The 19433-nt window shown below is 53.3% G+C and carries 19 protein-coding genes; 15 read left to right on the forward strand and 4 right to left on the reverse strand.

Annotated elements, in window-relative coordinates; translation table 11 throughout:
- Positions 1-60 precede the first annotated feature (60 nt).
- Genes EIZ48_RS20920 through EIZ48_RS20930 form a run of 3 tightly spaced genes read left to right on the forward strand, consistent with a single transcriptional unit; the run spans position 61 to position 2405 of the window.
- A complete protein-coding gene (locus EIZ48_RS20920; RefSeq protein ID WP_160655790.1) occupies positions 61-1002 on the forward strand; it encodes a virulence factor BrkB family protein in 942 nt (313 codons plus the stop codon).
- The gene (dtd, locus tag EIZ48_RS20925) at positions 999-1436 is read left to right on the forward strand and encodes a D-aminoacyl-tRNA deacylase (RefSeq protein WP_075762181.1); all 438 of its coding nucleotides are present in this window, start codon (positions 999-1001) and stop codon (positions 1434-1436) included. Before EIZ48_RS20920 ends, dtd begins: the two co-directional genes overlap by 4 nt.
- A 48-nt stretch (positions 1437-1484) precedes the next feature.
- Positions 1485-2405: a bifunctional GNAT family N-acetyltransferase/hotdog fold thioesterase gene (locus tag EIZ48_RS20930; protein WP_075762182.1), complete on the forward strand. Its 921-nt coding sequence runs from the start codon at positions 1485-1487 to the stop codon at positions 2403-2405.
- On the opposite strand, the gene EIZ48_RS20935 is transcribed toward EIZ48_RS20930, so the two are convergent.
- The 4 genes from EIZ48_RS20935 to hslR all read right to left on the reverse strand — a co-directional run bounded on the left by EIZ48_RS20935 (position 2360) and on the right by hslR (position 7743).
- Positions 2360-4330, reverse strand: coding sequence for an AsmA family protein (locus EIZ48_RS20935; RefSeq protein ID WP_160655793.1), 1971 nt, complete (start codon positions 4328-4330; stop codon positions 2360-2362). The two genes, EIZ48_RS20930 and EIZ48_RS20935, sit on opposite strands and share 46 nt — an antisense overlap.
- A 149-nt stretch (positions 4331-4479) precedes the next feature.
- Positions 4480-6111: a phosphoenolpyruvate carboxykinase (ATP) gene (pckA, locus tag EIZ48_RS20940; protein WP_160655796.1), complete on the reverse strand. Its 1632-nt coding sequence runs from the start codon at positions 6109-6111 to the stop codon at positions 4480-4482.
- Between the two features lie 319 nt (positions 6112-6430).
- Positions 6431-7309, reverse strand: coding sequence for an Hsp33 family molecular chaperone HslO (gene hslO / locus EIZ48_RS20945; protein WP_160655799.1), 879 nt, complete (start codon positions 7307-7309; stop codon positions 6431-6433).
- 26 nt (positions 7310-7335) lie between these two features.
- Positions 7336-7743, reverse strand: coding sequence for a ribosome-associated heat shock protein Hsp15 (gene hslR, locus EIZ48_RS20950; protein ID WP_160655802.1), 408 nt, complete (start codon positions 7741-7743; stop codon positions 7336-7338).
- A 285-nt stretch (positions 7744-8028) separates the two neighbouring features.
- Here hslR and gspC point away from each other — a divergent pair, with 285 nt between their 5' ends.
- Genes gspC through EIZ48_RS21010 form a run of 12 tightly spaced genes read left to right on the forward strand, consistent with a single transcriptional unit; the run spans position 8029 to position 19277 of the window.
- Positions 8029-8913 (forward strand): type II secretion system protein GspC, encoded by an 885-nt coding sequence (gene gspC / locus EIZ48_RS20955; RefSeq protein ID WP_160655805.1) that lies wholly within the window; start codon positions 8029-8031, stop codon positions 8911-8913.
- Between the two features lie 41 nt (positions 8914-8954).
- On the forward strand, positions 8955-10964 hold the full coding sequence (gene gspD / locus EIZ48_RS20960; protein ID WP_160655808.1) for a type II secretion system secretin GspD: 2010 nt from the start codon (positions 8955-8957) through the stop codon (positions 10962-10964).
- Positions 10964-12466, forward strand: a complete 1503-nt coding sequence (gspE, locus tag EIZ48_RS20965) for a type II secretion system ATPase GspE (protein ID WP_160655811.1) — start codon at positions 10964-10966, stop codon at positions 12464-12466. The genes gspD and gspE overlap by 1 nt, the downstream gene beginning before the upstream one ends.
- A gap of 3 nt (positions 12467-12469) precedes the next feature.
- Positions 12470-13690, forward strand: a complete 1221-nt coding sequence (gene gspF, locus EIZ48_RS20970) for a type II secretion system inner membrane protein GspF (protein WP_160655814.1) — start codon at positions 12470-12472, stop codon at positions 13688-13690.
- Between the two features lie 24 nt (positions 13691-13714).
- Complete coding sequence (gene gspG / locus EIZ48_RS20975; protein WP_075762190.1) at positions 13715-14149, forward strand: type II secretion system major pseudopilin GspG; 435 nt, start codon at positions 13715-13717, stop codon at positions 14147-14149.
- A gap of 27 nt (positions 14150-14176) precedes the next feature.
- Positions 14177-14767: a type II secretion system minor pseudopilin GspH gene (gene gspH, locus EIZ48_RS20980; RefSeq protein ID WP_160655817.1), complete on the forward strand. Its 591-nt coding sequence runs from the start codon at positions 14177-14179 to the stop codon at positions 14765-14767.
- The gene (gene gspI / locus EIZ48_RS20985; protein ID WP_160655820.1) at positions 14764-15126 is read left to right on the forward strand and encodes a type II secretion system minor pseudopilin GspI; all 363 of its coding nucleotides are present in this window, start codon (positions 14764-14766) and stop codon (positions 15124-15126) included. Before gspH ends, gspI begins: the two co-directional genes overlap by 4 nt.
- Positions 15113-15784, forward strand: coding sequence for a type II secretion system minor pseudopilin GspJ (gene gspJ / locus EIZ48_RS20990; RefSeq protein ID WP_160655823.1), 672 nt, complete (start codon positions 15113-15115; stop codon positions 15782-15784). Before gspI ends, gspJ begins: the two co-directional genes overlap by 14 nt.
- A complete protein-coding gene (gene gspK, locus EIZ48_RS20995; protein WP_160655826.1) occupies positions 15784-16791 on the forward strand; it encodes a type II secretion system minor pseudopilin GspK in 1008 nt (335 codons plus the stop codon). The genes gspJ and gspK overlap by 1 nt, the downstream gene beginning before the upstream one ends.
- Positions 16760-18043 (forward strand): type II secretion system protein GspL, encoded by a 1284-nt coding sequence (gene gspL / locus EIZ48_RS21000; RefSeq protein WP_338046938.1) that lies wholly within the window; start codon positions 16760-16762, stop codon positions 18041-18043. Before gspK ends, gspL begins: the two co-directional genes overlap by 32 nt.
- Positions 18040-18516, forward strand: a complete 477-nt coding sequence (locus EIZ48_RS21005) for a type II secretion system protein M (RefSeq protein ID WP_160655832.1) — start codon at positions 18040-18042, stop codon at positions 18514-18516. The genes gspL and EIZ48_RS21005 overlap by 4 nt, the downstream gene beginning before the upstream one ends.
- A gap of 2 nt (positions 18517-18518) precedes the next feature.
- Positions 18519-19277 carry a type II secretion system protein N gene (locus EIZ48_RS21010; RefSeq protein ID WP_160655835.1) on the forward strand — a complete coding sequence of 253 codons (759 nt, stop codon included), beginning with the start codon at positions 18519-18521 and terminating at the stop codon, positions 19275-19277.
- The last annotated feature ends 156 nt before the right edge of the window (positions 19278-19433 follow it).

The following is a 19433-nucleotide window of genomic DNA, read 5'->3' on the forward strand; positions in this document are numbered from 1 at the left end:
TTGCCAGCGCCAACTGAACCAACTATTTTGACTATTAAAAACAGATAAATAAAACAGAATATGGCTGACAAAAAGATAACTGGCAAGTGGAATTGGCGACGGCCTGTGTTTCTCGGTATCGCCTATCTGAAATACCTTAACCGGCGAATTGGCCATGATCGGCTGACGGTGGCGGCAGGGTCGATGGCCTATGTGACCTTGCTGTCGCTGGTACCGCTGCTGACCGTGGTACTGTCTGCGCTCTCGAGCTTTCCGGTGTTTGCCGGCCTGGGCGAGGTACTGCAAAACTTTGTGATCGAAAATTTTGTGCCGGCAGCCGGTGAAGTGGTCAAGCAATACCTCAATGAGTTTGTCGCCAATGCCGGCAAGATGACCGCTGTCGGGGTCGCGGCACTGTTTGTGGTGGCCTTGATGCTGATCTCGTCCATCGACAAGTCGCTCAACTATATCTGGCGGGTACATGAAAAACGCCGGCCGGTGATTTCATTTTCTATTTATTGGATGGTCTTGACCCTGGGGCCGATTCTGGTCGGTACCAGTATTGCGGTGAGCTCCTATCTTGGCTCGCTCAACTTGCTTGACAGCGAGGCCGTTAGCGGGGTCTTTCAGCAGGCGTTGCGCGGATTGCCGGTGATAATGTCCAGCTGCGCGTTTCTGGGGCTGTACCTGCTGGTACCGAATACCAAGGTACGGTTTAACCACGCGCTGATCGGTGCCCTTATTGCCAGTATGCTGTTCGAATTGAGCAAGAAGGGCTTTGCCCTCTATATCACCAATTTCCCGTCCTATCAGGTGATTTACGGGGCGCTGGCAGTGATCCCTATTTTGTTTGTCTGGGTCTACCTGTGCTGGTGTATCGTGTTGCTGGGGGCGGAAATTACCGCCAGTCTGGGAGAACGTGTACACTGGCAGCCGACCGCGAAGAAAGATACGCCACCGCAAGTCCCGGCGGTCTCTCAGTCGAATGACGAAAAAAGTGAACTCAAGGAGCCAAAAGAATGATTGCGCTTATCCAACGTGTAAGTGAAGCCAGTGTGACTGTCGAGGGACAGGCGACCGGTACGATAGGCAAGGGCCTGCTGGTACTGCTGGGTGTAGAGAAAGGAGACGATGAAGCAAAAGCGCAACGTTTACGTGATAAGGTGCTCGGTTACCGTGTTTTTGAAGATGACGCCGGCAAAATGAACCTGAATGTGCAGCAGGCTGGCGGTAGCGTGCTGGTTGTCTCCCAGTTTACCCTGGCGGCTGATACCAAGAGTGGTATGCGTCCGAGCTTTTCTGCCGGGGCGACACCGGCCGATGCGGAACGTCTGTACGATTATTTTGTCGAAAGCTGTAAGGCCAAAGAGATCAAGACCGAAACCGGTATTTTTGCTGCCGACATGAAGGTAGCGCTGCTGAACGATGGCCCGGTGACGTTCTGGCTTCAGGTATAGATGTAGATCACACGAATAACCGCTCAAGGAATGTTGGAGAAGGATTGCATGTTTCGACTGATCACCCCGCAAACAGAGGACGAACTGGCAAAATACTATGATTTTCGCTGGCGGATGCTGCGTGAGCCATGGCACATGCCGGTTGGTTCCGAGCGAGACGCCTATGACGAGCTAGGATGCCACCGGATGATTGTCAGTGACAGCGGCGAGGCTATTGCGATTGGCCGCCTGTATATGACGCCGGACAATGATGGCCAGATCCGTTTTATGGCCGTGCACCCGAAATACCGGCACAAGGGGATGGGGGCATTGGTACTGATGGCGTTGGAGTCGCTGGCGCGCCAGGAAGGGGCCAAGCGATTGGTCTGTAATGCCCGCGAGGATGCCATTCCGTTTTACCTGCGCAATGACTTTGCCAGCCAGGGCGAGCTGAGCGAAGAGCGGGGGCCGGTGAGGCACCAGCAGATGCTGAAGCACCTCAAGCCTCTGAACGAGGTGGTGCGTCACCCTGACTGGTGTCAGGAGCTTCAGGAGCTGTGGCAATACCAGATCCCTATCAGTGAAAAGATGGGCGTCAAAATCAGCCAGTATACCGGTTATCGTTTCGAGGTCAGTGCCCTGATCAACGCCAACCTGAACCCGAGCGAGAGCATGTTTGCCGGCAGTATCTTTACCATGGCAACGCTGTCCGGCTGGGGCTTTGTCTGGATGTTGCTGAAAGAGCGCAAGCTGGCTGCCGATATTGTGCTGGCGGATAGCCATATCCGCTATGTGGCCCCGGTCAAGGAGCGTCCGCGTGCAGTGACCTCGGTCGAGAGCCTGCGTGGTGATCTGGACCGGCTGGCCAGTGGCCGGAAAGGCCGGGTGGTCGTCGAAGTCAACGTATACAGTGGCGAGCAGCTAGCCTCAACCTTTACCGGCACCTATATGCTGTTGCCGTCGCAGGGTGACAGCGACAGCTGTTGCTGATCGCCGCGCCAGTCCCGGCTGAGCACCTTGCACCCCTGCGTTGCCTGGAGTTGGATCAATTGCTTGTCCGGACTGGCCAGATCCCAGTGACCCTGCAAGGTGGCGGCGAAGTCCTCGCCTTTTAGAACCACAGGCTCGACGGTGATCCGCCCCCGGTCGGCAGTGACCGACAGGGAGGAGGCTGTCAGCGGACTGTGTTCTTCTGCCGGGTGTTGGCTTGATGCCGAGACGTTGCGTTGACTCCATTGTTGCCAGAGCTGGGCGGTTGTCTGTTTGTCGAGCTGTAGCTGGCGCAGTTCCCCGTTGAGTTCCCCGTCAAGACTATAGGCCAATCCGGTAGCATGCTGGGCCAGCCCACTGGCGGTCAGGCCAATATCCATAGCTCCACTGACCGGAAGAGGAAGCCTGAGCCATTTCGGCAAGATACTGGCAGGCATGCTGTCGGCAGTCAGTGCAAGTTGCCACGGCTGGCCCTCGCGGTGAAGATCCAGTGTCGCCTCGGCTTCGAGCAATCCGTTACGAAACGGGATCAGCAGTTTTGTCAGCTGCCATTGGCCCGCCTGACTGTTCATTTCGAGAAAGGGCTCGACCATAGTAATGCTGTTGATGCTGGCAAAGCCGGCACTGGCATGCAGCTTGCCCTGCCATAGCCCCGCCTTTCCCCTTCGCTTGAGTACCAGATCGTGGCCGCTGGCATTGATCCCTGATAGCTGGAAGGGAAGCTGAGAGTGGGGAGCGGTAAGCTGGGCATAGCCGATATCAAGGCTTGTCAGGCTGATATTGTCGAAGTTGCGGCTGTGTGCTGCCAAATTAGCAAGCCACTGCTCGGGGAGAAACCACCTGATGCTGTTGATGGTTAGCTGGTTAAGGGCCAGCGTGTCGGGGGTGACGGTCCCGTCGGTCTGGACATAACCGTCGAGGAGCCTGGCCGACATGCCTTCAATGGTAATTTGCTGCGGAGAAAAGGTCAGCTCGGCCAGCGGATCATCGAGAACGGTATCTTTCCAGCGCACAGTGCTGGCACCCAAAGATAGAAAAGCGTCGTGCTGTTGCCACGGGCTGGTAGGCCAATGCCAGTTATGCAGCGATAGGTTGCCATTGTTGATGGTGTAGTCCGCCAGCTCAATACTGCTGTCGAGAATATCGAGCCGTCGAATATCGATGGTGGTAGATGGCAAGATTAACGGTTTAAACTGTGACTTAAGGGCGTCGGTTTGCGCACCATCCTGGATCTGCAAACCGGACACGGTTAGCTGGTGCAGTACCAGGGAGCTGGTATCTGCCTTAGACTGATATTCAGCCTGACCACTAAAGTTGGCCTGATGCCAGTCAAAGGAAAATCCGTGCATTTTCCAGCTCTGATCGCTGCGTGTTCCGTCGAGCAGCACATTTTTCAACACCACTTGTTGCCAGCGAGCCTGCGAGGCCGAAAGCTGGATGTCTCCGCTGAAGGCTCCCCATGACTGGGGCTGGCTGTGCCAGTTATCCAGTTGTAGCTGGCCTTCTTTCAGGATCAGTTCAGGGGTAACGAGCTCGACGTCGGTGAGCGCCAGACGGTTGGTGCGGATGGTCGGCAAGTTGGGTAGCGGTGTTTCCGGCGACAGGCGAAGTCCTGCAACTAAAATTGAATCAAACGCCCAACCGGGAGACAGCAGCTCAGTGGGGGTGAACCACAGATCCAATTGTTCGGCGTGAAAAGGTGGTTCCTGTCCCAGGCTGAAATTGGGTTGCTCTATCGTAAGGCGCCAGGGCTCGGTAATGGTGTAGTGAATGTGGCGCGCGTCGAATGCATAGGGGCTGAGGGTGTTGATGCCGTAGCGGATAATTGCCGTTGTGTACTGAGTGTGCAGCAGGGTGAGCAATACCGTCAGGGCAAGCAGCAACAAGACGATAAAGGTAGCAATAAGTTTCCCGACTAGACGCATTGAACCCTCCTATGGTTACGCTCAGATTGACGGAAAAATGCGCGTACTGCAAGTCGGAGATATCAGTAATTTTCAGGTGGTTATTTTAGTCCAGATAAAAAACAAGCCCCTCGGAAGAGGGGCTTGAGGTGTCGGGTGCTAACCCTGGATTAGTCTAGCTGCGGGCCGGCGGCAACCAATGCTGCGCCTTCGTCATTATCAGTGTACTTGTCGAAGTTATTGATAAAGCGCTCGGCCAGATCCTTCGCCTTGCTTTCCCACTGTAGTGGATCAGTGTAGGTATCGCGAGGGTCAAGGATTGTCGGATCAACACCTGGCAGTGCCGTCGGTACTTCCAGGTTGAAGATTGGCACATGCTTGGTTTCGGCCGTATCGATAGAACCGTCAAGGATAGCATCGATAATACCGCGGGTATCCTGAATCGAGATACGCTTGCCAGTACCGTTCCAGCCAGTGTTGACCAGGTAAGCTTCGGCGCCAGCGGCTTCCATTCGCTTAACCAGTACTTCGGCATACTTGGTTGGATGCAGCGTCAGGAAGGCATTACCGAAACAGGCCGAGAAGGTTGGCGTCGGCTCGGTGATACCACGCTCAGTACCGGCCAGCTTGGCTGTAAAGCCAGACAGGAAGTGGTACTTGGTTTGTTCCGGAGTCAGCTTGGATACCGGAGGCAGTACGCCGAATGCATCCGCAGACAGGAAGATCACCTTGTTGGCATGGCCGCCTTTAGACACCGGCTTGACGATATTTTCAATGTGGTAGATCGGGTAAGAAACGCGGGTATTCTCCGTCTTCGAGTTGTCATCGAAGTCAATCGCACCATCGGCACGAACGGTAACGTTCTCGAGCAGGGCATCACGGCGGATCGCATTATAGATGTCTGGCTCAGCTTCTTTAGACAGGTTGATAGTTTTCGCGTAGCAGCCGCCTTCGAAGTTGAATACGCCGTTGTCATCCCAGCCGTGCTCGTCATCACCGATCAGGGCGCGCTTAGGATCGGTAGACAGGGTTGTTTTACCGGTGCCTGACAGGCCGAAGAAGACAGCAACATCGCCATTTTCACCCATGTTGGCAGAACAGTGCATTGAAGCAATGTCTTTCAGCGGCAGGAAGTAGTTCATCATGGCGAACATACCTTTCTTCATTTCGCCGCCGTACCAGGTACCGCCAATCAGCTGCATTTTCTCGGTCAGGTTGAAAACAGTAAAGTTTTCAGAATTCATTTCGTGCTCTTCCCATTTCTGGTTGGTGCACTTCGCTCCGTTCATGACAACAAAGTCAGGCTCGAAACTTTCCAGCTCTTCCTCGCTTGGGCGGATAAACATGTTTTTCACGAAGTGTGCCTGCCAGGCAACTTCGGTGATAACACGGATGCATAGTCGGGTATCAGGATTGGCACCACAGAAACCGTCAATAACAAACAGGCGTTTGCCAGAAAGCTGACCGGTGACAAGTTCTTTCAGATCGTTCCACGCTTCCAGACCAATGCTCTTATTATCGTTTTTGCCTTGGTCTGCCCACCATAGGGTATCTTTGGTGGTGTCATCTTTGACGATGAATTTATCTTTTGGCGAGCGGCCAGTGAAAATACCTGTGTCAACAGAAACGGCGCCCAGCTCTGTTACGATACCTCTTTCATATCCTTCCAGCTCTGGTTTGGTCTCCTCTTCGAACAGAACTTCGTAAGACGGGTTACGAACTATTTCTGTAACATTTTTGATACCGTATTTAGATAGATCCATATTTTTTGCAACCTTTTTCTCGACGTTCATGACAGTCATAGGTGCTCCTTGGGTAAGATGTTGTTTAACTGTTGACCATGCTAGCAACCCTAAAGGGGTAATTCAGGGAGGTTTATCAAAAATTAACCATTGAAAAGTTACGGCTAAGTAAAAGTTATAGGGAAATTGTAGGTGTGTATTTTACAGTGATGTGAAACGTTTGCGCTAGCTCCCAAAATTAATATTTCTCTTGAAAAAAGCGGGGGTTAGCGTGTTATTGAGTTTCAGCTGGGCGGGAAAAAGTGTGCTTCAGTTAAAAAAAGAGCCGGAATAAATCCGGCTCTTGTAACTAACTTTCAGAGTTAATACGAGATGATTATTAATGCACCTGATTGCTGTTGTTTTCTGGTGCATTTTCGAACAATGCTGCCACGTCAATGCTGTCAAAGTCATAGCTGGTGCCGCAGTAGTCACAGTGCAGTGATACCTTGCCTTCTTCGGCAACAATGCGATCGACTTCGCTACGCTCAATCGAGCAGATAGCTGAGGCGCTGCGCTCGCGAGAACAGCCACAGTGGAACGCCACGTCTTGCGGCTCGAACAACTGGACGGTTTCCTGGTGGTAAAGACGGTAAAGGACGTCCTGGGCCTCGAGTGTGAACAGCTCTTCGTTCTTCACGGTTTCGGTCAATTGCTCCAGATGCTCGAAGTCTTCGTCGCTGCCCTGGCCGTCAGGGAGAACCTGCAACAGCATGCCTGCCGCTTTTGGCTGGCCTTCAACTTCGCCGGTACGCAGCCAGATGCGAGTCTTCAGCTGCTCCGAGCTTTCGAAGTAGCCTTCCAGGCAGTGTGCCAGGCTGTCACCTTCCAGGCCGACAACGCCCTGGTAGCGTTCACCCTTGTTCGGTGTAATGGTAATGACCAGATGGCCCTTGCCCATAAGATCATGGATATTGCCGGTTGCCGGAACGTCGCCATCCCAGCGTGCCACGCCACGCAGCTTCTGATCGTGATCGCCGTTGATCACAGCCAGTTTCACCGGGCCGTCACCCTGCAGCTGAACGGTAATAGAGCCTTCGAACTTCAGCGTTGCGGTTAGCAGGCTGGTGGCGACAAGCAGTTCACCCAGCAGTGTCTGGACCGGAGCCGGGTATTCCTTGCTGGAAATGATTTGCTGATATGTCTCGTTCAGCTGAACAAGTTCACCACGTACAGATACACCGTCAAACAGGTAACGGTACAGACTATCGTTTGTCATCTTTTATATACTCCAGCAGGTAAAATTTAGTTACTGCTCTTAAACTTAATTATATTGCGTCGCTGCTTTTTATCAGGACGCTTGTCAGGGCTCGGGCTGCCGAAGGCATTGAGCTTGCGCATTTGGGCATGCTGTTCACGCTGTTTGATACTGTCAGCGGTTTCCTGGTATAGCGTTTGTGCTTCGGGAGCGCCCCGGCGGTTGTCGGACAGTTTGGCTATGATGATGGTTTTTTCATCGCTGCCCTGTCTCAGGCGAATTTCCGCCCCGACCTCGACCAGCTTGCTTGGCTTGGAGCGCTGGCCGTTATAGTGCACTTTGCCGCCGTCAATCATATTACGGGCGATTGAGCGGGTTTTGTAGAACCGGGCGGCCCATAGCCATTTATCGAGGCGTACCTGGAGAGTGCCGGAATCTGATGATTGCTGTCCCATAACGTGCTCCTTACCCACAATGGGCGCTAAAAATACCACAATGCAATAACAGCGTCAGCTCTACTAAATGGTGATATGAGATCGTATTTTCAACAGCAAATGGAGAATAAATCGCTCATAATAGCTAGTCTATTGAAACTAGATGTATTTTTTCCGTGATTTGTTTTGGTATATTGAACCTTTTTGAGAGCAAATTACTGCCGTTTTCTTCACTAACGGGTATTCTATTGATAGCCGACCGATAATTCATCGGCATTATTAATCCCAAGGATAATGGATTTCAACATGGTTGCAGCAAATTGGTTGGGAACGCTTCAGACTAAGCGCCCGATGTCAGTCACGACACTCACCCGGATATTAACCTGGCTGTTGGTCGTGTTGCTGGCATGGATTTTGGGTCGTCTGGTGTGGTCGGTAATCCAGCCAGCAACGGCTCCCTCCCAGTGGCAGGCGCAAACTGTTTCTGTCTCGTCAGCGAACCGCTCGGGGTTTCAGGTGTCTGATGTATTGGGAATGAATCTGTTTGGCCGTTATCAGCAAAATGCACCGGTAGTCAAAAAAGAGCCGGTAAAACAGGATGCGCCGCAAACACGTCTTAATCTGACTCTGGTTGGAGTAGTGGCAAGCTCTAACCCGCAAACCAGCCTGGCGGTTATTACCCACCGTGGCAAACAGAATACGTACGGGCTGAACGAAGCGATCGAGGGAACCCGGGCGACGTTGCAGGCCGTTTACGCTGATCGGGTGATCATTCGAAACAGTGGCCGGGACGAAACCCTGATGCTTGACGGGATAAAATTTAGCAAAAGCCAGCCGCGCCAGGTTGCGGTGAAACCGGCCCCCAAATCCTCGGCCCCTTCTTCTCAGCTGGGCAGAATCAAGCAGGAGATCCTCGAAAAGCCGCAGACTCTGTTTAGCTATATTCGTCTGTCGCAGGTCAAGCGGGACGGGCAGCTGGCTGGCTACCGGGTCAATCCGGGTAAAGAGCGGGCGCTATTCGATGCGGTAGGGCTGAAGGCCAACGATCTGGCTGTGAGCCTCAACGGTAACGATCTGACCGATCCCGCTGTTATGGCGAAGCTTTGGACGGAGCTATCACAGGCAACTGATTTTACTTTGACAGTAGAACGTGAAGGCCAGTTACACGATATTTATATTGAGTTGCGCTAGTGGCTGACAGGCAATAACGCGACATAAAGCAGGAGTTTTTTGTGAAAAAATGGATGGGTAAACGCGCCCTGTTGCTGGCCGGGAGTTTGTTGTGCAGTTCCGCACTGGCAAATGACTTTAGTGCCAGCTTCAAAGGAACCGATATTCAGGAATTCATTAATATTGTTGGGCGCAATCTGCAGAAAACGATCATTGTTGACCCTGCTGTTCGCGGTCAGGTAAATGTTCGCAGTTATGATTTGCTGAATGACGAGCAGTATTATCAGTTTTTCCTCAATGTACTGGAAGTCTACGGTTTTGCCGTTGTCGAAATGGATAACGGGGTGCTGAAGGTCATTCGTGACAAGGATGCGAAGATTTCAGCCATTCCTGTGGTCGGTAGCAAAGATCAGATCAAGGGCGATCAGGTGGTCACTCGTGTCATTGCCGTTCGTAATGTCTCGGTCCGGGAGCTGTCTCCGCTGCTTCGCCAGCTTAATGACAATGCCGGTGCGGGTAACGTAGTGCATTATGACCCGGCCAATATCATTATGATCACCGGCCGTGCTGCAGTGGTCAATCGCCTGGCCGAAATCATTGAGCGTGTTGACCGTGCCGGTGACAAAGAGATTGACGTGGTTGAGTTAAACAACGCCTCGGCTGCGGAAATGGTGCGTATTGTTGATGCACTCAATAAGTCTGCTGATTCCAAGTCTACCCCACAGTTCCTGCAGCCGAAATTGGTCGCCGACGAGCGAACCAATGCGGTATTGCTATCGGGCGATCCTAAGGTGCGTAATCGCCTCAAACGCCTGATCCGCCAGCTCGACAAGGAAATGGCCACCTCGGGCAATAACCGGGTTGTGTACCTCAAGTATGCCAATGCCGAAGAAATGGTCGATGTGCTGAAAGGGGTATCGGACAACCTGCAGGCCGAGAAGCAAGGCGGCAGCAAGAAAACCTCTGGTAGTAACGCCGAAGTGATGATCTCGGCTCACGTCGATACCAACTCCCTGATCCTGACTGCGCCGCCAGATATCATGCGCGCACTGGAGAATATCATTGCTCAGCTGGACATCCGTCGCGCACAGGTACTGATTGAGGCGATGATCGTCGAATTGGCCGAAGGTGACGGGGTCAACTTCGGTGTTCAGTGGGGCTCATTGGATGGCGGTGTGATTCAGTTTGGTAACTCCGGGATCCCTATTTCTCAGTATGCGATTGGTTTGCAAGAAGCAGAAGATGTCAAAGGAACAACCGTTACAGACTCTAATGGCAATATTACGGTTAACCCTGATCAAAAAGGTGACTTCTCTACCTTGGGCAAAGTGCTGGGCGGCGTAAATGGTGCCGCAATGGGCATTGTGATGGGCGACTGGACGGCGCTGGTGAATGCCGTGGCTTCGGATCGTAACTCAAACATATTGTCTTCGCCGAGTATTACGGTAATGGATAACGGCGAGGCATCCTTTATCGTCGGTGAGGAAGTACCGGTCGTGACCGGCTCGACCTCCAGCTCGAATAACGACAACCCGTTCCAGACCGTTGAGCGTAAGGAAGTCGGGATCAAGCTGAATGTGGTGCCGCAGATCAACGAGGGGGATTCTGTCCAGCTGAAAATCGAGCAGGAAGTCTCCAACGTTCTTGGTGCCGAAGGCGCGGTCGACGTGCGTTTCTCCAAACGTCAGCTAACCACCTCTGTATTGGTGCAGGATGGCCAGATGATTGCACTGGGCGGCCTGATCCAGGAGCAGGTGGACGAAAGCGAGCAGAAAATTCCAATCTTGGGCGACATCCCTATTCTCGGCCACCTGTTTAAGTCGACCAATACCACCAAGTCTAAAACCAACCTGATGGTATTTATTAAGCCGACTATTATTCGCGATGGTGTGACGGCGGACGGCATTACCCAGCGCAAATACAACTATATTCGTGCCGAGCAGCTCTATCGTGCCGATAAAGGGTTGCGGTTGATGCCTGATACCCAGACGCCGGTACTGCCGAAGTACGGTGAAGATATTTCACTGCCGCCGGAAGTGCGTGCCTTTGTTGCCCAGTTGGAGACGCAGTAATGGACGCTGATACTCCGGTAACGGCATTCCAGCCCTTGTTCCGGTTGCCATTTTCCTTTGCCAAGCGCCACCGGGTGGTGCTGGAGGCCGCTGAGCAGGGTTGGGTTCTGTTCTACAGTGGCCAACTGGCGGCACCGGTACTGGCGGAAGTCCGCCGGGTTGCCGGTGGGGCGTTTATCCCGCAGGCGCTTAGCGACAAAGAGTTCGAGCTCAAGCTGACCGAGGTCTATCAGCGGGACTCGTCGGAAGCCCGTCAGCTGATGGAGGATCTGGGCTCTGACAGTGATGACTTCTTCTCGCTGGCTGAAGAGCTGCCGGAAACCGAAGACTTGCTGGAATCTGAAGACGATGCCCCGATCATTAAGTTGATCAATGCAATGCTGGCAGAGGCGATTAAAGAAGCGGCGTCGGATATTCATATCGAGACCTTCGAGAAAGTACTGTCTATCCGTTTTCGGGTTGACGGTGTGTTGCGCGAAGTGCTGCAGCCGAGCCGTAAGCTGGCTCCGTTATTGGTCTCACGGATTAAGGTCATGGCTAGGCTTGATATCGCCGAGAAACGGGTCCCGCAGGATGGCCGTATCTCGCTGCGTATCGGTGGCCGGGCCGTCGATGTACGTGTCTCGACAATGCCGTCGTCACACGGCGAGCGGGTGGTGTTGCGTCTGCTTGACAAGAATGCAACCCGACTTGATCTGCATAGCTTGGGGATGACCCCGGGCAACCATAAAAACTTCCAGCATATTATCCAGCGCCCGCACGGGATCATTTTGGTTACCGGCCCGACAGGTTCGGGTAAGTCGACCACCCTGTATGCCGGTTTGCAGGAGCTTAACGGTCAGGAGCGTAATATCCTGACTGTCGAAGACCCGATTGAATTTGATATTGACGGTATCGGTCAGACCCAGGTTAACGCCAAGGTCGATATGACCTTTGCCCGTGGTCTGAGGGCGATTTTGCGTCAGGATCCGGATGTCGTCATGGTCGGGGAAATCCGAGATCTGGAAACGGCCTCGATTGCCGTGCAGGCCTCGCTGACCGGTCACATGGTGCTGTCTACCCTGCACACCAATACCGCGGTTGGTGCCATCACCCGTTTGCGGGACATGGGCATTGAACCGTTTCTGGTGTCGTCTTCCCTGTTGGGTGTATTGGCCCAGCGTTTGGTGCGAACACTGTGTAAAAGCTGCCGTGAGCCTTATGAAGCGGATGCCGAGCAGAAGAAGCTGTTTGGTTTGTCCGAGTTTGAACCACTGACGCTATACCGTGCCGTTGGCTGTGAAGCCTGTAACAACAAGGGGTACCGGGGACGAACCGGTATTCATGAGCTGTTGATGATCGATGACAACGTGCAGGAGCTGATCCATGCCGAAGTCGGTGAGCTGGCGATTGAAAAAGCCATTCGGGCACATACGCCAAGTATTCGTGATGACGGTCTGGAAAAAGTGAAGGCAGGTGTCACCACCCTTGAAGAAGTGATGCGAGTCACCAGGGAGGGGTAACAGATGGCTGCGTTTGAATATAAGGCGCTCGATAGTAAGGGGCGGCAAAAAAAAGGTGTACTGGAGGGCGATACAGCCCGGCAGATACGCCAGCAACTGCGGGAGCAGGGGCTGATCCCGATTGATGTCGCCCAGACCCATGAGCGGGAAAAAAAGAAAGCCAGTGGTGGCTTCCAGCTACGTCGTGGGATCAGTACTACCGAGTTGTCACTGATCACCCGCCAGTTGGCGACCTTGGTGCAGGCCTCGATGCCGCTGGAAGAGTGTCTCAAGGCCGTTGCCGAACAGAGTGAAAAGCCGCGGCTGAAGAACATGCTGCTGGCGGTCCGTTCGCGGGTTGTCGAGGGCTATACCCTGTCAGATAGCATGGCTGAATATCCGCATATCTTTGATCAGCTGTTTCGCGCCATGGTGGCTGCCGGTGAGAAATCAGGCCACCTTGATACGGTATTGAACCGCCTGGCGGACTATACCGAAAACCGCCAGCAGATGCGGAGCAAACTGCAGCAGGCAATGATTTACCCGACCATGCTCACTTTGGTTGCCGTATCCGTCGTTGCCTTTTTGCTGGCAACTGTGGTGCCCAAGATCGTGGATCAGTTTGTCCAGATGGGTCAGCAGTTGCCGACGATCACCGAGGTGTTGCTGGCGGCCAGTAATTTCGTTCAGAACTGGGGGCTGGTCGTCCTGATCGCGATTGTCAGCCTGATAATGCTGCTCAAGGCGGCGCTGAGGAAACCGGATTTTCGCCTGCGCTGGGACCGCTGGGTTATGGGGTTGCCCGTGATTGGTAAGGTTGCCCGCGGCCTGAATACCTCGCGTTTTGCCCGTACCCTGTCTATTTGTACATCCAGTGCGATCCCGCTGCTTGACGGCATGAAGGTCGCCTCGGATGTGATGACCAATACCTGGGTCAACAAGCAGGTGCTTGAAGCGGCCGACAAGGTCCGCGAAGGTGCAAGCCTGCGTGTTTCCCTCGAACAAACCAAGCTCTTTCCGCCAATGATGCTGCACATGATTGCCAGTGGCGAGCGCAGTGGTGAGCTAGAGCAGATGTTAACCCGGGCTGCCGACAACCAGGACCGTGACTTTGAGTCTCTGGTGAATATGGCGCTGGGGATTTTTGAACCCTTACTAATCGTCGCCATGGCCGGCATCGTGATGTTTATCGTGATTGCTACCCTGATGCCGATTATTGCTTTGAACAACATGGTTGGTATGTAGTTTTTTCTTTTGGAGGTCTTTTCAATGCAACGCAAACAACGCGGCTTTACGCTGCTGGAAGTGATGGTAGTTATTGTTATCTTGGGGGTACTGGCCAGCTTGGTTGTTCCGAATCTGTTAGGTAACAAAGAGAAAGCCGATCAGCAGAAAGTGGTTACTGATATCAGTGCGCTGGAGCAGGCGCTGGATATGTACAAGCTGGACAACAGTGTGTACCCGAATACCGATCAGGGGCTGGATGCGCTGGTGACCAAGCCGTCGTCAAGCCCGGAACCTCGTAACTACCGTGACGGTGGTTATATCAAACGTCTGCCGAAAGATCCGTGGGGCAATGAGTACAACTACGTGATGCCGGGCGAAAATGGTGCTGTGGATATCTTCAGCCTGGGTGCTGACGGTCAGGACGGTGGTGAAGGCGTGAATACCGATATCGGTAACTGGAACATGCTGGACTTCTAAGCGCTGATTGACTCAGAGACGAATTGAATGAAGAAACGTGCAGCAGGTTTTACCTTAATTGAAATTCTACTGGTGCTGGTATTGCTTGCAACCAGTGCGGTGGCGGTGATCGTTACATTGCCGGAGAGTCAGGAAGACAAGGTAAAAGAAGAGGCTGCACGTTTTCATCATCTGGTTCAGCTATTGGGCGAGGACGCCCTGCTTAACGGCATCGACTATGGCGTCCGGATCGAGCGAAATCGTTATCAGTTTCTTCAGCTAACCAGTCAGGACTGGCAACCGATACAGGAGTCTCGTTTTTTCACTGAGGTTGAAATGGACGAGGACATAAAGCTGATAGTCGAAATCGGCGGCTATTCCTGGCAGGACAAGGATCGCTTGTTCAAACCGGGTTCGCTGTTCGACGAAGACTTGTTTGCTGAGCAAACTGACAAGAAGAAAATTAAGCCGCCGCAAGTGGTTGTGATGGCCAGCGGCGAATACACCCCTTTTAGCCTTGAGTTCGAGGTTGACGGGGAAAATCAGTTCTGGCGGGTTCAGGCTGACGAGCTGGGGCAGCTGTTTTTGCTGGCACCCGGTGAAACAGTCGAAAGCCAGACAAAAAGGACGACGCGATGAAAAAGGGAAGTCGCGGCATGACCTTGCTTGAAGTACTGGTCGCACTGGCCGTGTTTGCCACAGCGGCACTCAGCGTGATGAAAGCCGTCAGTCAGCACCTCAACACATTGGGCTACCTGGAAGAGAAAACCTTTGCCGCCATGGTTGCCGATAACGAGCTGACGAAAATGCGTCTGTCCGGCCAGATCCCGAGTACACAGAAAAAGGGAAAATCCGAGCTGGCCGGTCGCGAGTGGTACTGGTCAATTAAAAGTACCAAGACGGCCGATGGCTTTCTGCGGGCATTGGATGTAACGGTTGCCACCGATAAGGCAAGAAAACAGTCGGTCGTGACACTGAGAACTTATGTTGAAAATTAACCGACAGAACACCTTCGGGATACCGAAAAAGGTGCGGCAGCAAGGCTTCACATTGCTGGAGGTACTGGTCGCCATTGCCGTCTTTGCGATGCTGAGTTTATCGGCCTATCAGGTCATGAGCGGGGTTCAGACCAGTGATCAGCAGTCCCGGGAACACAATGCCCGGTTGCAGGAAATTCAGCGTGCCATGGTTATGATGGATAATGATTTTCGTCAGGTTGTTGCCAGAAAAACGCGAAACCAGGGGGAAAAGGTCAGCGACAAGCTGCTGCTTACTGGCGAGTACCTGCTTGACTCGTCGAGTCACGGCATCATGTTCACCCGCACGGGCTGGCAAAACCCTCAGCAGATGTTTCCCCGGGGAGAGAATGTCCGGGTTGGATACCGCATTATCGAAGATACTCTAGAGCGGGTATGGTTTCGCTATCCGGATACCGTGGTCGGCAGCGAGCCGCTGACTCGTCAGGTACTGGCGGGCGTGACCAAGCTGTCTTTTCGCTTCTTCAGTAATAAAAAGTGGCAGGAGGCATGGAGCGAGGGCGGTGCTCTGCCTGAAGGCATTATGGTGCAGATGACCCTGGAAGACTTTGGTGAGATTGAACGGGTCTATATGCTGCCGATCTCTGCACTGAGTGCCGACGATAAGGAGAGCAGTTGATGAAACAGCAAAAAGGGGTTGCTCTGATTGTTGTACTGATGCTGCTGGCCCTGATGACCCTGCTGGCAGCCCAGATGAGCGAACGGTTGCAGCTTAATTTCTATCGGGTAGAAAACCAGGTCCAGAACCAGCAGGCCTATTGGTATGCGCTGGGCATGGAAGAGCTTGGCAAGGTGGCGATTCAGCAGGGTATTGATGACAGCGATACGGTGAACCTCAGTCAGGCCTGGGCCACGCAGGGCCAGCGCTACCCGCTAGACGGCGGAGAGGCGATTGGTGATATCGTCGACAGACAGGCTTGTTTTAATCTTAATGCCTTGTCCGGTCTACCGCTGGAGGCGGATCGCACCAAAAAGCCATTCCTGGTTCGTGTCCTGCAGTCTGTCTTGGAAGAGGCGGGTGTCGAAAACTATGACGCCGAAGTGATTGCAGATTCGAGCTGGGAGTTTGTCGATCCGGCCGAGGCGATTAACTCGGCGTTTGGAGCCGGTGACAGTACCTATGAAGGCTTTCAGCCACCGTACTTGCCGCCTAGCGATTTTATGGCCGACGTCAGCGAGTTCCGGGCTGTTAACGGTGTGAGCGCACAGGTATACCGTAAGGTGAAGCCGCTGCTTTGTGCTATCCCGACGACTGATATGCTGCTTAACGTCAATACGCTCTACGAGCATCAGGCAGCCTTGCTGGTTGGCCTGTTTGCGCCGGAGCTCTCCTTGTCGGATGCCCAGAAACTGATCGCCGACCGACCATATGATGGCTGGCAGAACGTTGATGATTTTATGGCCGAGGCCGCGATTGCCCGCCTGGGTGGCGAGGTGAAAAAACAGGCCAAAACGCATTTGGCTGTGAGTAGCGATTACTTTCAATTGGATACAGAAATTCTGGTCGATAGATCCAGGGTTAGATTAGTGGCCTTGCTTAAACGTGACGGTCAAGAAAAGGTGACTGTGATACGTCGCCGTTATGGAGGAATCAGTGAGCGAATTTCTGACGATAAGGCTAAGTAGCCGGCCTGAACAGCCGGTGCAATGGCTGGTCTGGTCGCCACAGCAGAAAGAAGTGATTGCATCCGGTCAGCTGGCTGATCTCGGGCAGTTAAACGAACTGACTGAATATGCTGCCCAGCGCCAGGTCTTTGTACTGATCCCGGCTGGAGAAGTGCTGTTGACCGAAGTGGCAATTCCTACCGGAAGTGGGCGGCAGCTAGCCTCTGTACTGCCATACCTGCTGGAAGAAGAGTTGGCCCAGGATGTCGACGCACTGCATGTTCACCTGCTGAAACGCGAAGGTGATACTGCCCATGTTGCGGTGGTTGAGCACCGTAAGGTTCAGGCGTGGCTAAGCGCCTTGGGTGACGCTGGCATAGAAGTGAAAAAGCTGCTGCCGGATTGCTTGTGCTTGCCGCTATTTAGTGACAGCTACAGTGCAGCCGAGGTGGAAGGCCAGTGGTTGATCCGCCAGTCGGAAACCTTGGGAGTATGCGCCGAGGCCTCGTGGCTCGATGCTTGGCTGCTTGCCCAGAAAATGCCGATTGCAGCGACTGACTCGCGTGGTGATGATAGTGAGTCCCCAACCGCTGAAGGCGCTGTTGCCGGACAGGAAGCAGACACAGTGCAGCCATTGCTTATTCGTCACTATACACCGGCACCGGCAAGGGTGTCGGGCAAGTGGCAGGCAGAAACGCCAGAGCTGGTGATGCAGTTGTTGGCACTGGGCGCAGAAGCGAGCAAGGTTAATTTGCTTTCAGGCGCATACAAACAGCAACCTGCGTGGCGGAAGTCTCTCAAGCCATGGCGTAAAGTCGCGATGGCTGCAGGTTTGGTCTTGGTGGCCCTTGTTGGCGAACATATCGTTTCGGTCCAGAGGATGGAAGCTCAGGCTGCGGTCTACAAGGCCGAGAGTGAGCGTATCTTCCGCCAGGTATTGCCGCAGTACAAACGTATACCGTCTCAGAGTTACCTCAAGCGGCAGATGAACAGTGAACTGGCTCGTCTGGGAGGAGCCGGCAGTGAAGAAGGACTGCTGCGTTGGTTGGCTCAGCTCAAGCCGGCACTCAGCAAAATCCCTCAGTTGAGTGTGCAAAATTTGAAATATGATCAGAATCGTGCCGAATTGCGCTTTCAGGCAAGTTCCGCTGAGTTCCAGCATTTTGAGCAGCTGCGTACGCTACTGGCTGAAAAATTCGAGGTGCAACAAGGACAGCTTAACAAAGAAGGCAATCAGGTGACCGGCGCGGTGGTACTAAGGAGAAAATCATGAATGCATGGTGGAAGGCCTTAAGTGCCCGAGAACAACGTTTGGTCTTAGGGGGCGGGGGCGCGCTAATCATCGCCGTGCTCTACTGGGGGCTGTGGCAGCCATTGGCCAACCGGGCCGAGATGGCAGAGCGGCGGCTACAGACCGAACGTCAGCTGCTGAGCTGGGTGACGGCGAAAGCCGATGAGATCACAACACTTCGTGGCCAGTCGGGTTCTACGGGGGCGATCAGCAATAAAGGGCTTAATCAGGTCGTGAATGAAACCACGCGTCGATTTCGAATTGAGCTAATTCGCATGCAGCCCCGAAGCGAAGCCGTCCAGGTGTGGGTCAAGCCGTTGCCATTCAATACATTGGTGAACTGGCTGGCCTTTCTTAGGGAAGAACATGGGATTGATGCCCAGTTCCTGGATGTATCAAAAGCCGATAGTGCCGGTATGGTAGAAGTAGGTCGTTTACAGCTGGGCCGAGGATAGCAGTGAAGTATAAGTTAGGGTTAGGTGTCACCTTTGGCACCGTATTATTGACGAGCCTGGTTGCTCATGTACCTGCCAGTTGGGTCTGGCAGCAAGTCCCGCCGGTGAGAGGACTGAATATCTCTGGTCTGAGTGGCACACCATGGAAGGGAATGGCAGCACAGGTTCAGTGGCAGGGAAAAAGTTATGGACGTCTGCAGTGGGATATGGCTCCGCTGTCGTTGCTGTCCGGAAAAGCGGTATTCAATGTCCGCTTTGGTCAGGGAAGTGACATGAATATTAATGGCCGTGGTATTGTCGGCTATAGTACCAGCGGACCATTTGCCGAAAACTTGTTGGTATCCATGCCTGCCCAGCAGGTCATGACATTTGCCCGGGTCTCTCTTCCTGTCACCGTGGCTGGCAACCTGGAGCTGACGCTGCGCGATTACCAGTATCAGGCACCCTATTGTTCGGAGCTGAAAGGCTCGCTTGCGTGGACGGCGGGTAATGTTAGTTCACCGATGGGGGGGGTGAATCCCGGCCCGGTGATTGCCGACCTGAATTGCGAGCAAGGCAAGATTGCAGCTGAGGCAGCGCAGTCATCGGCCGATGTGTCAAGTGAATGGCAGGCTGTGCTGGCAACCGATCAGCGTTATACGTTGAATGGCTGGTTTAAGCCCGGGGCAGAATTTCCGGCTCAGTTGGGTAAGCAGCTTAAATGGTTGGGTAACCCGGATCCTAAGGGTCGCTACAAAATTAGCTATAATGGACGCCTTTAATAGTTGAGTAATTCACTCAACTTAACGCTTTCCCCAAAATTTACTTTATTTCGCCTGGCTATTGCCCTTAAATAGCTAATACCCCGTGGCAGACGATCCGCTTGTACAAGCTTGGTATAAGTTGCTGGGGCTAAGATGATGATACAGGACAACGGC

The organism is Photobacterium alginatilyticum (assembly GCF_009910675.1).
Lineage (GTDB): Bacteria > Pseudomonadota > Gammaproteobacteria > Enterobacterales > Vibrionaceae > Photobacterium > Photobacterium alginatilyticum.

Bases quoted from the DNA above. Each gene is read 5' to 3' on its own strand.
- EIZ48_RS20920 (WP_160655790.1), top strand. From the start codon at position 61: ATGGCTGACAAAAAGATAACTGGCAAGTGGAATTGGCGACGGCCTGTG.
- dtd (WP_075762181.1), top strand. From the start codon at position 999: ATGATTGCGCTTATCCAACGTGTAAGTGAAGCCAGTGTGACTGTCGAG.
- EIZ48_RS20930 (WP_075762182.1), top strand. From the start codon at position 1,485: ATGTTTCGACTGATCACCCCGCAAACAGAGGACGAACTGGCAAAATAC.
- EIZ48_RS20935 (WP_160655793.1), bottom strand. From the start codon at position 4,330: ATGCGTCTAGTCGGGAAACTTATTGCTACCTTTATCGTCTTGTTGCTG.
- pckA (WP_160655796.1), bottom strand. From the start codon at position 6,111: ATGACTGTCATGAACGTCGAGAAAAAGGTTGCAAAAAATATGGATCTA.
- hslO (WP_160655799.1), bottom strand. From the start codon at position 7,309: ATGACAAACGATAGTCTGTACCGTTACCTGTTTGACGGTGTATCTGTA.
- hslR (WP_160655802.1), bottom strand. From the start codon at position 7,743: ATGGGACAGCAATCATCAGATTCCGGCACTCTCCAGGTACGCCTCGAT.
- gspC (WP_160655805.1), top strand. From the start codon at position 8,029: ATGGTTGCAGCAAATTGGTTGGGAACGCTTCAGACTAAGCGCCCGATG.
- gspE (WP_160655811.1), top strand. From the start codon at position 10,964: ATGGACGCTGATACTCCGGTAACGGCATTCCAGCCCTTGTTCCGGTTG.
- gspF (WP_160655814.1), top strand. From the start codon at position 12,470: ATGGCTGCGTTTGAATATAAGGCGCTCGATAGTAAGGGGCGGCAAAAA.
- gspG (WP_075762190.1), top strand. From the start codon at position 13,715: ATGCAACGCAAACAACGCGGCTTTACGCTGCTGGAAGTGATGGTAGTT.
- gspH (WP_160655817.1), top strand. From the start codon at position 14,177: ATGAAGAAACGTGCAGCAGGTTTTACCTTAATTGAAATTCTACTGGTG.
- gspI (WP_160655820.1), top strand. From the start codon at position 14,764: ATGAAAAAGGGAAGTCGCGGCATGACCTTGCTTGAAGTACTGGTCGCA.
- gspJ (WP_160655823.1), top strand. From the start codon at position 15,113: ATGTTGAAAATTAACCGACAGAACACCTTCGGGATACCGAAAAAGGTG.
- gspK (WP_160655826.1), top strand. From the start codon at position 15,784: ATGAAACAGCAAAAAGGGGTTGCTCTGATTGTTGTACTGATGCTGCTG.
- EIZ48_RS21005 (WP_160655832.1), top strand. From the start codon at position 18,040: ATGAATGCATGGTGGAAGGCCTTAAGTGCCCGAGAACAACGTTTGGTC.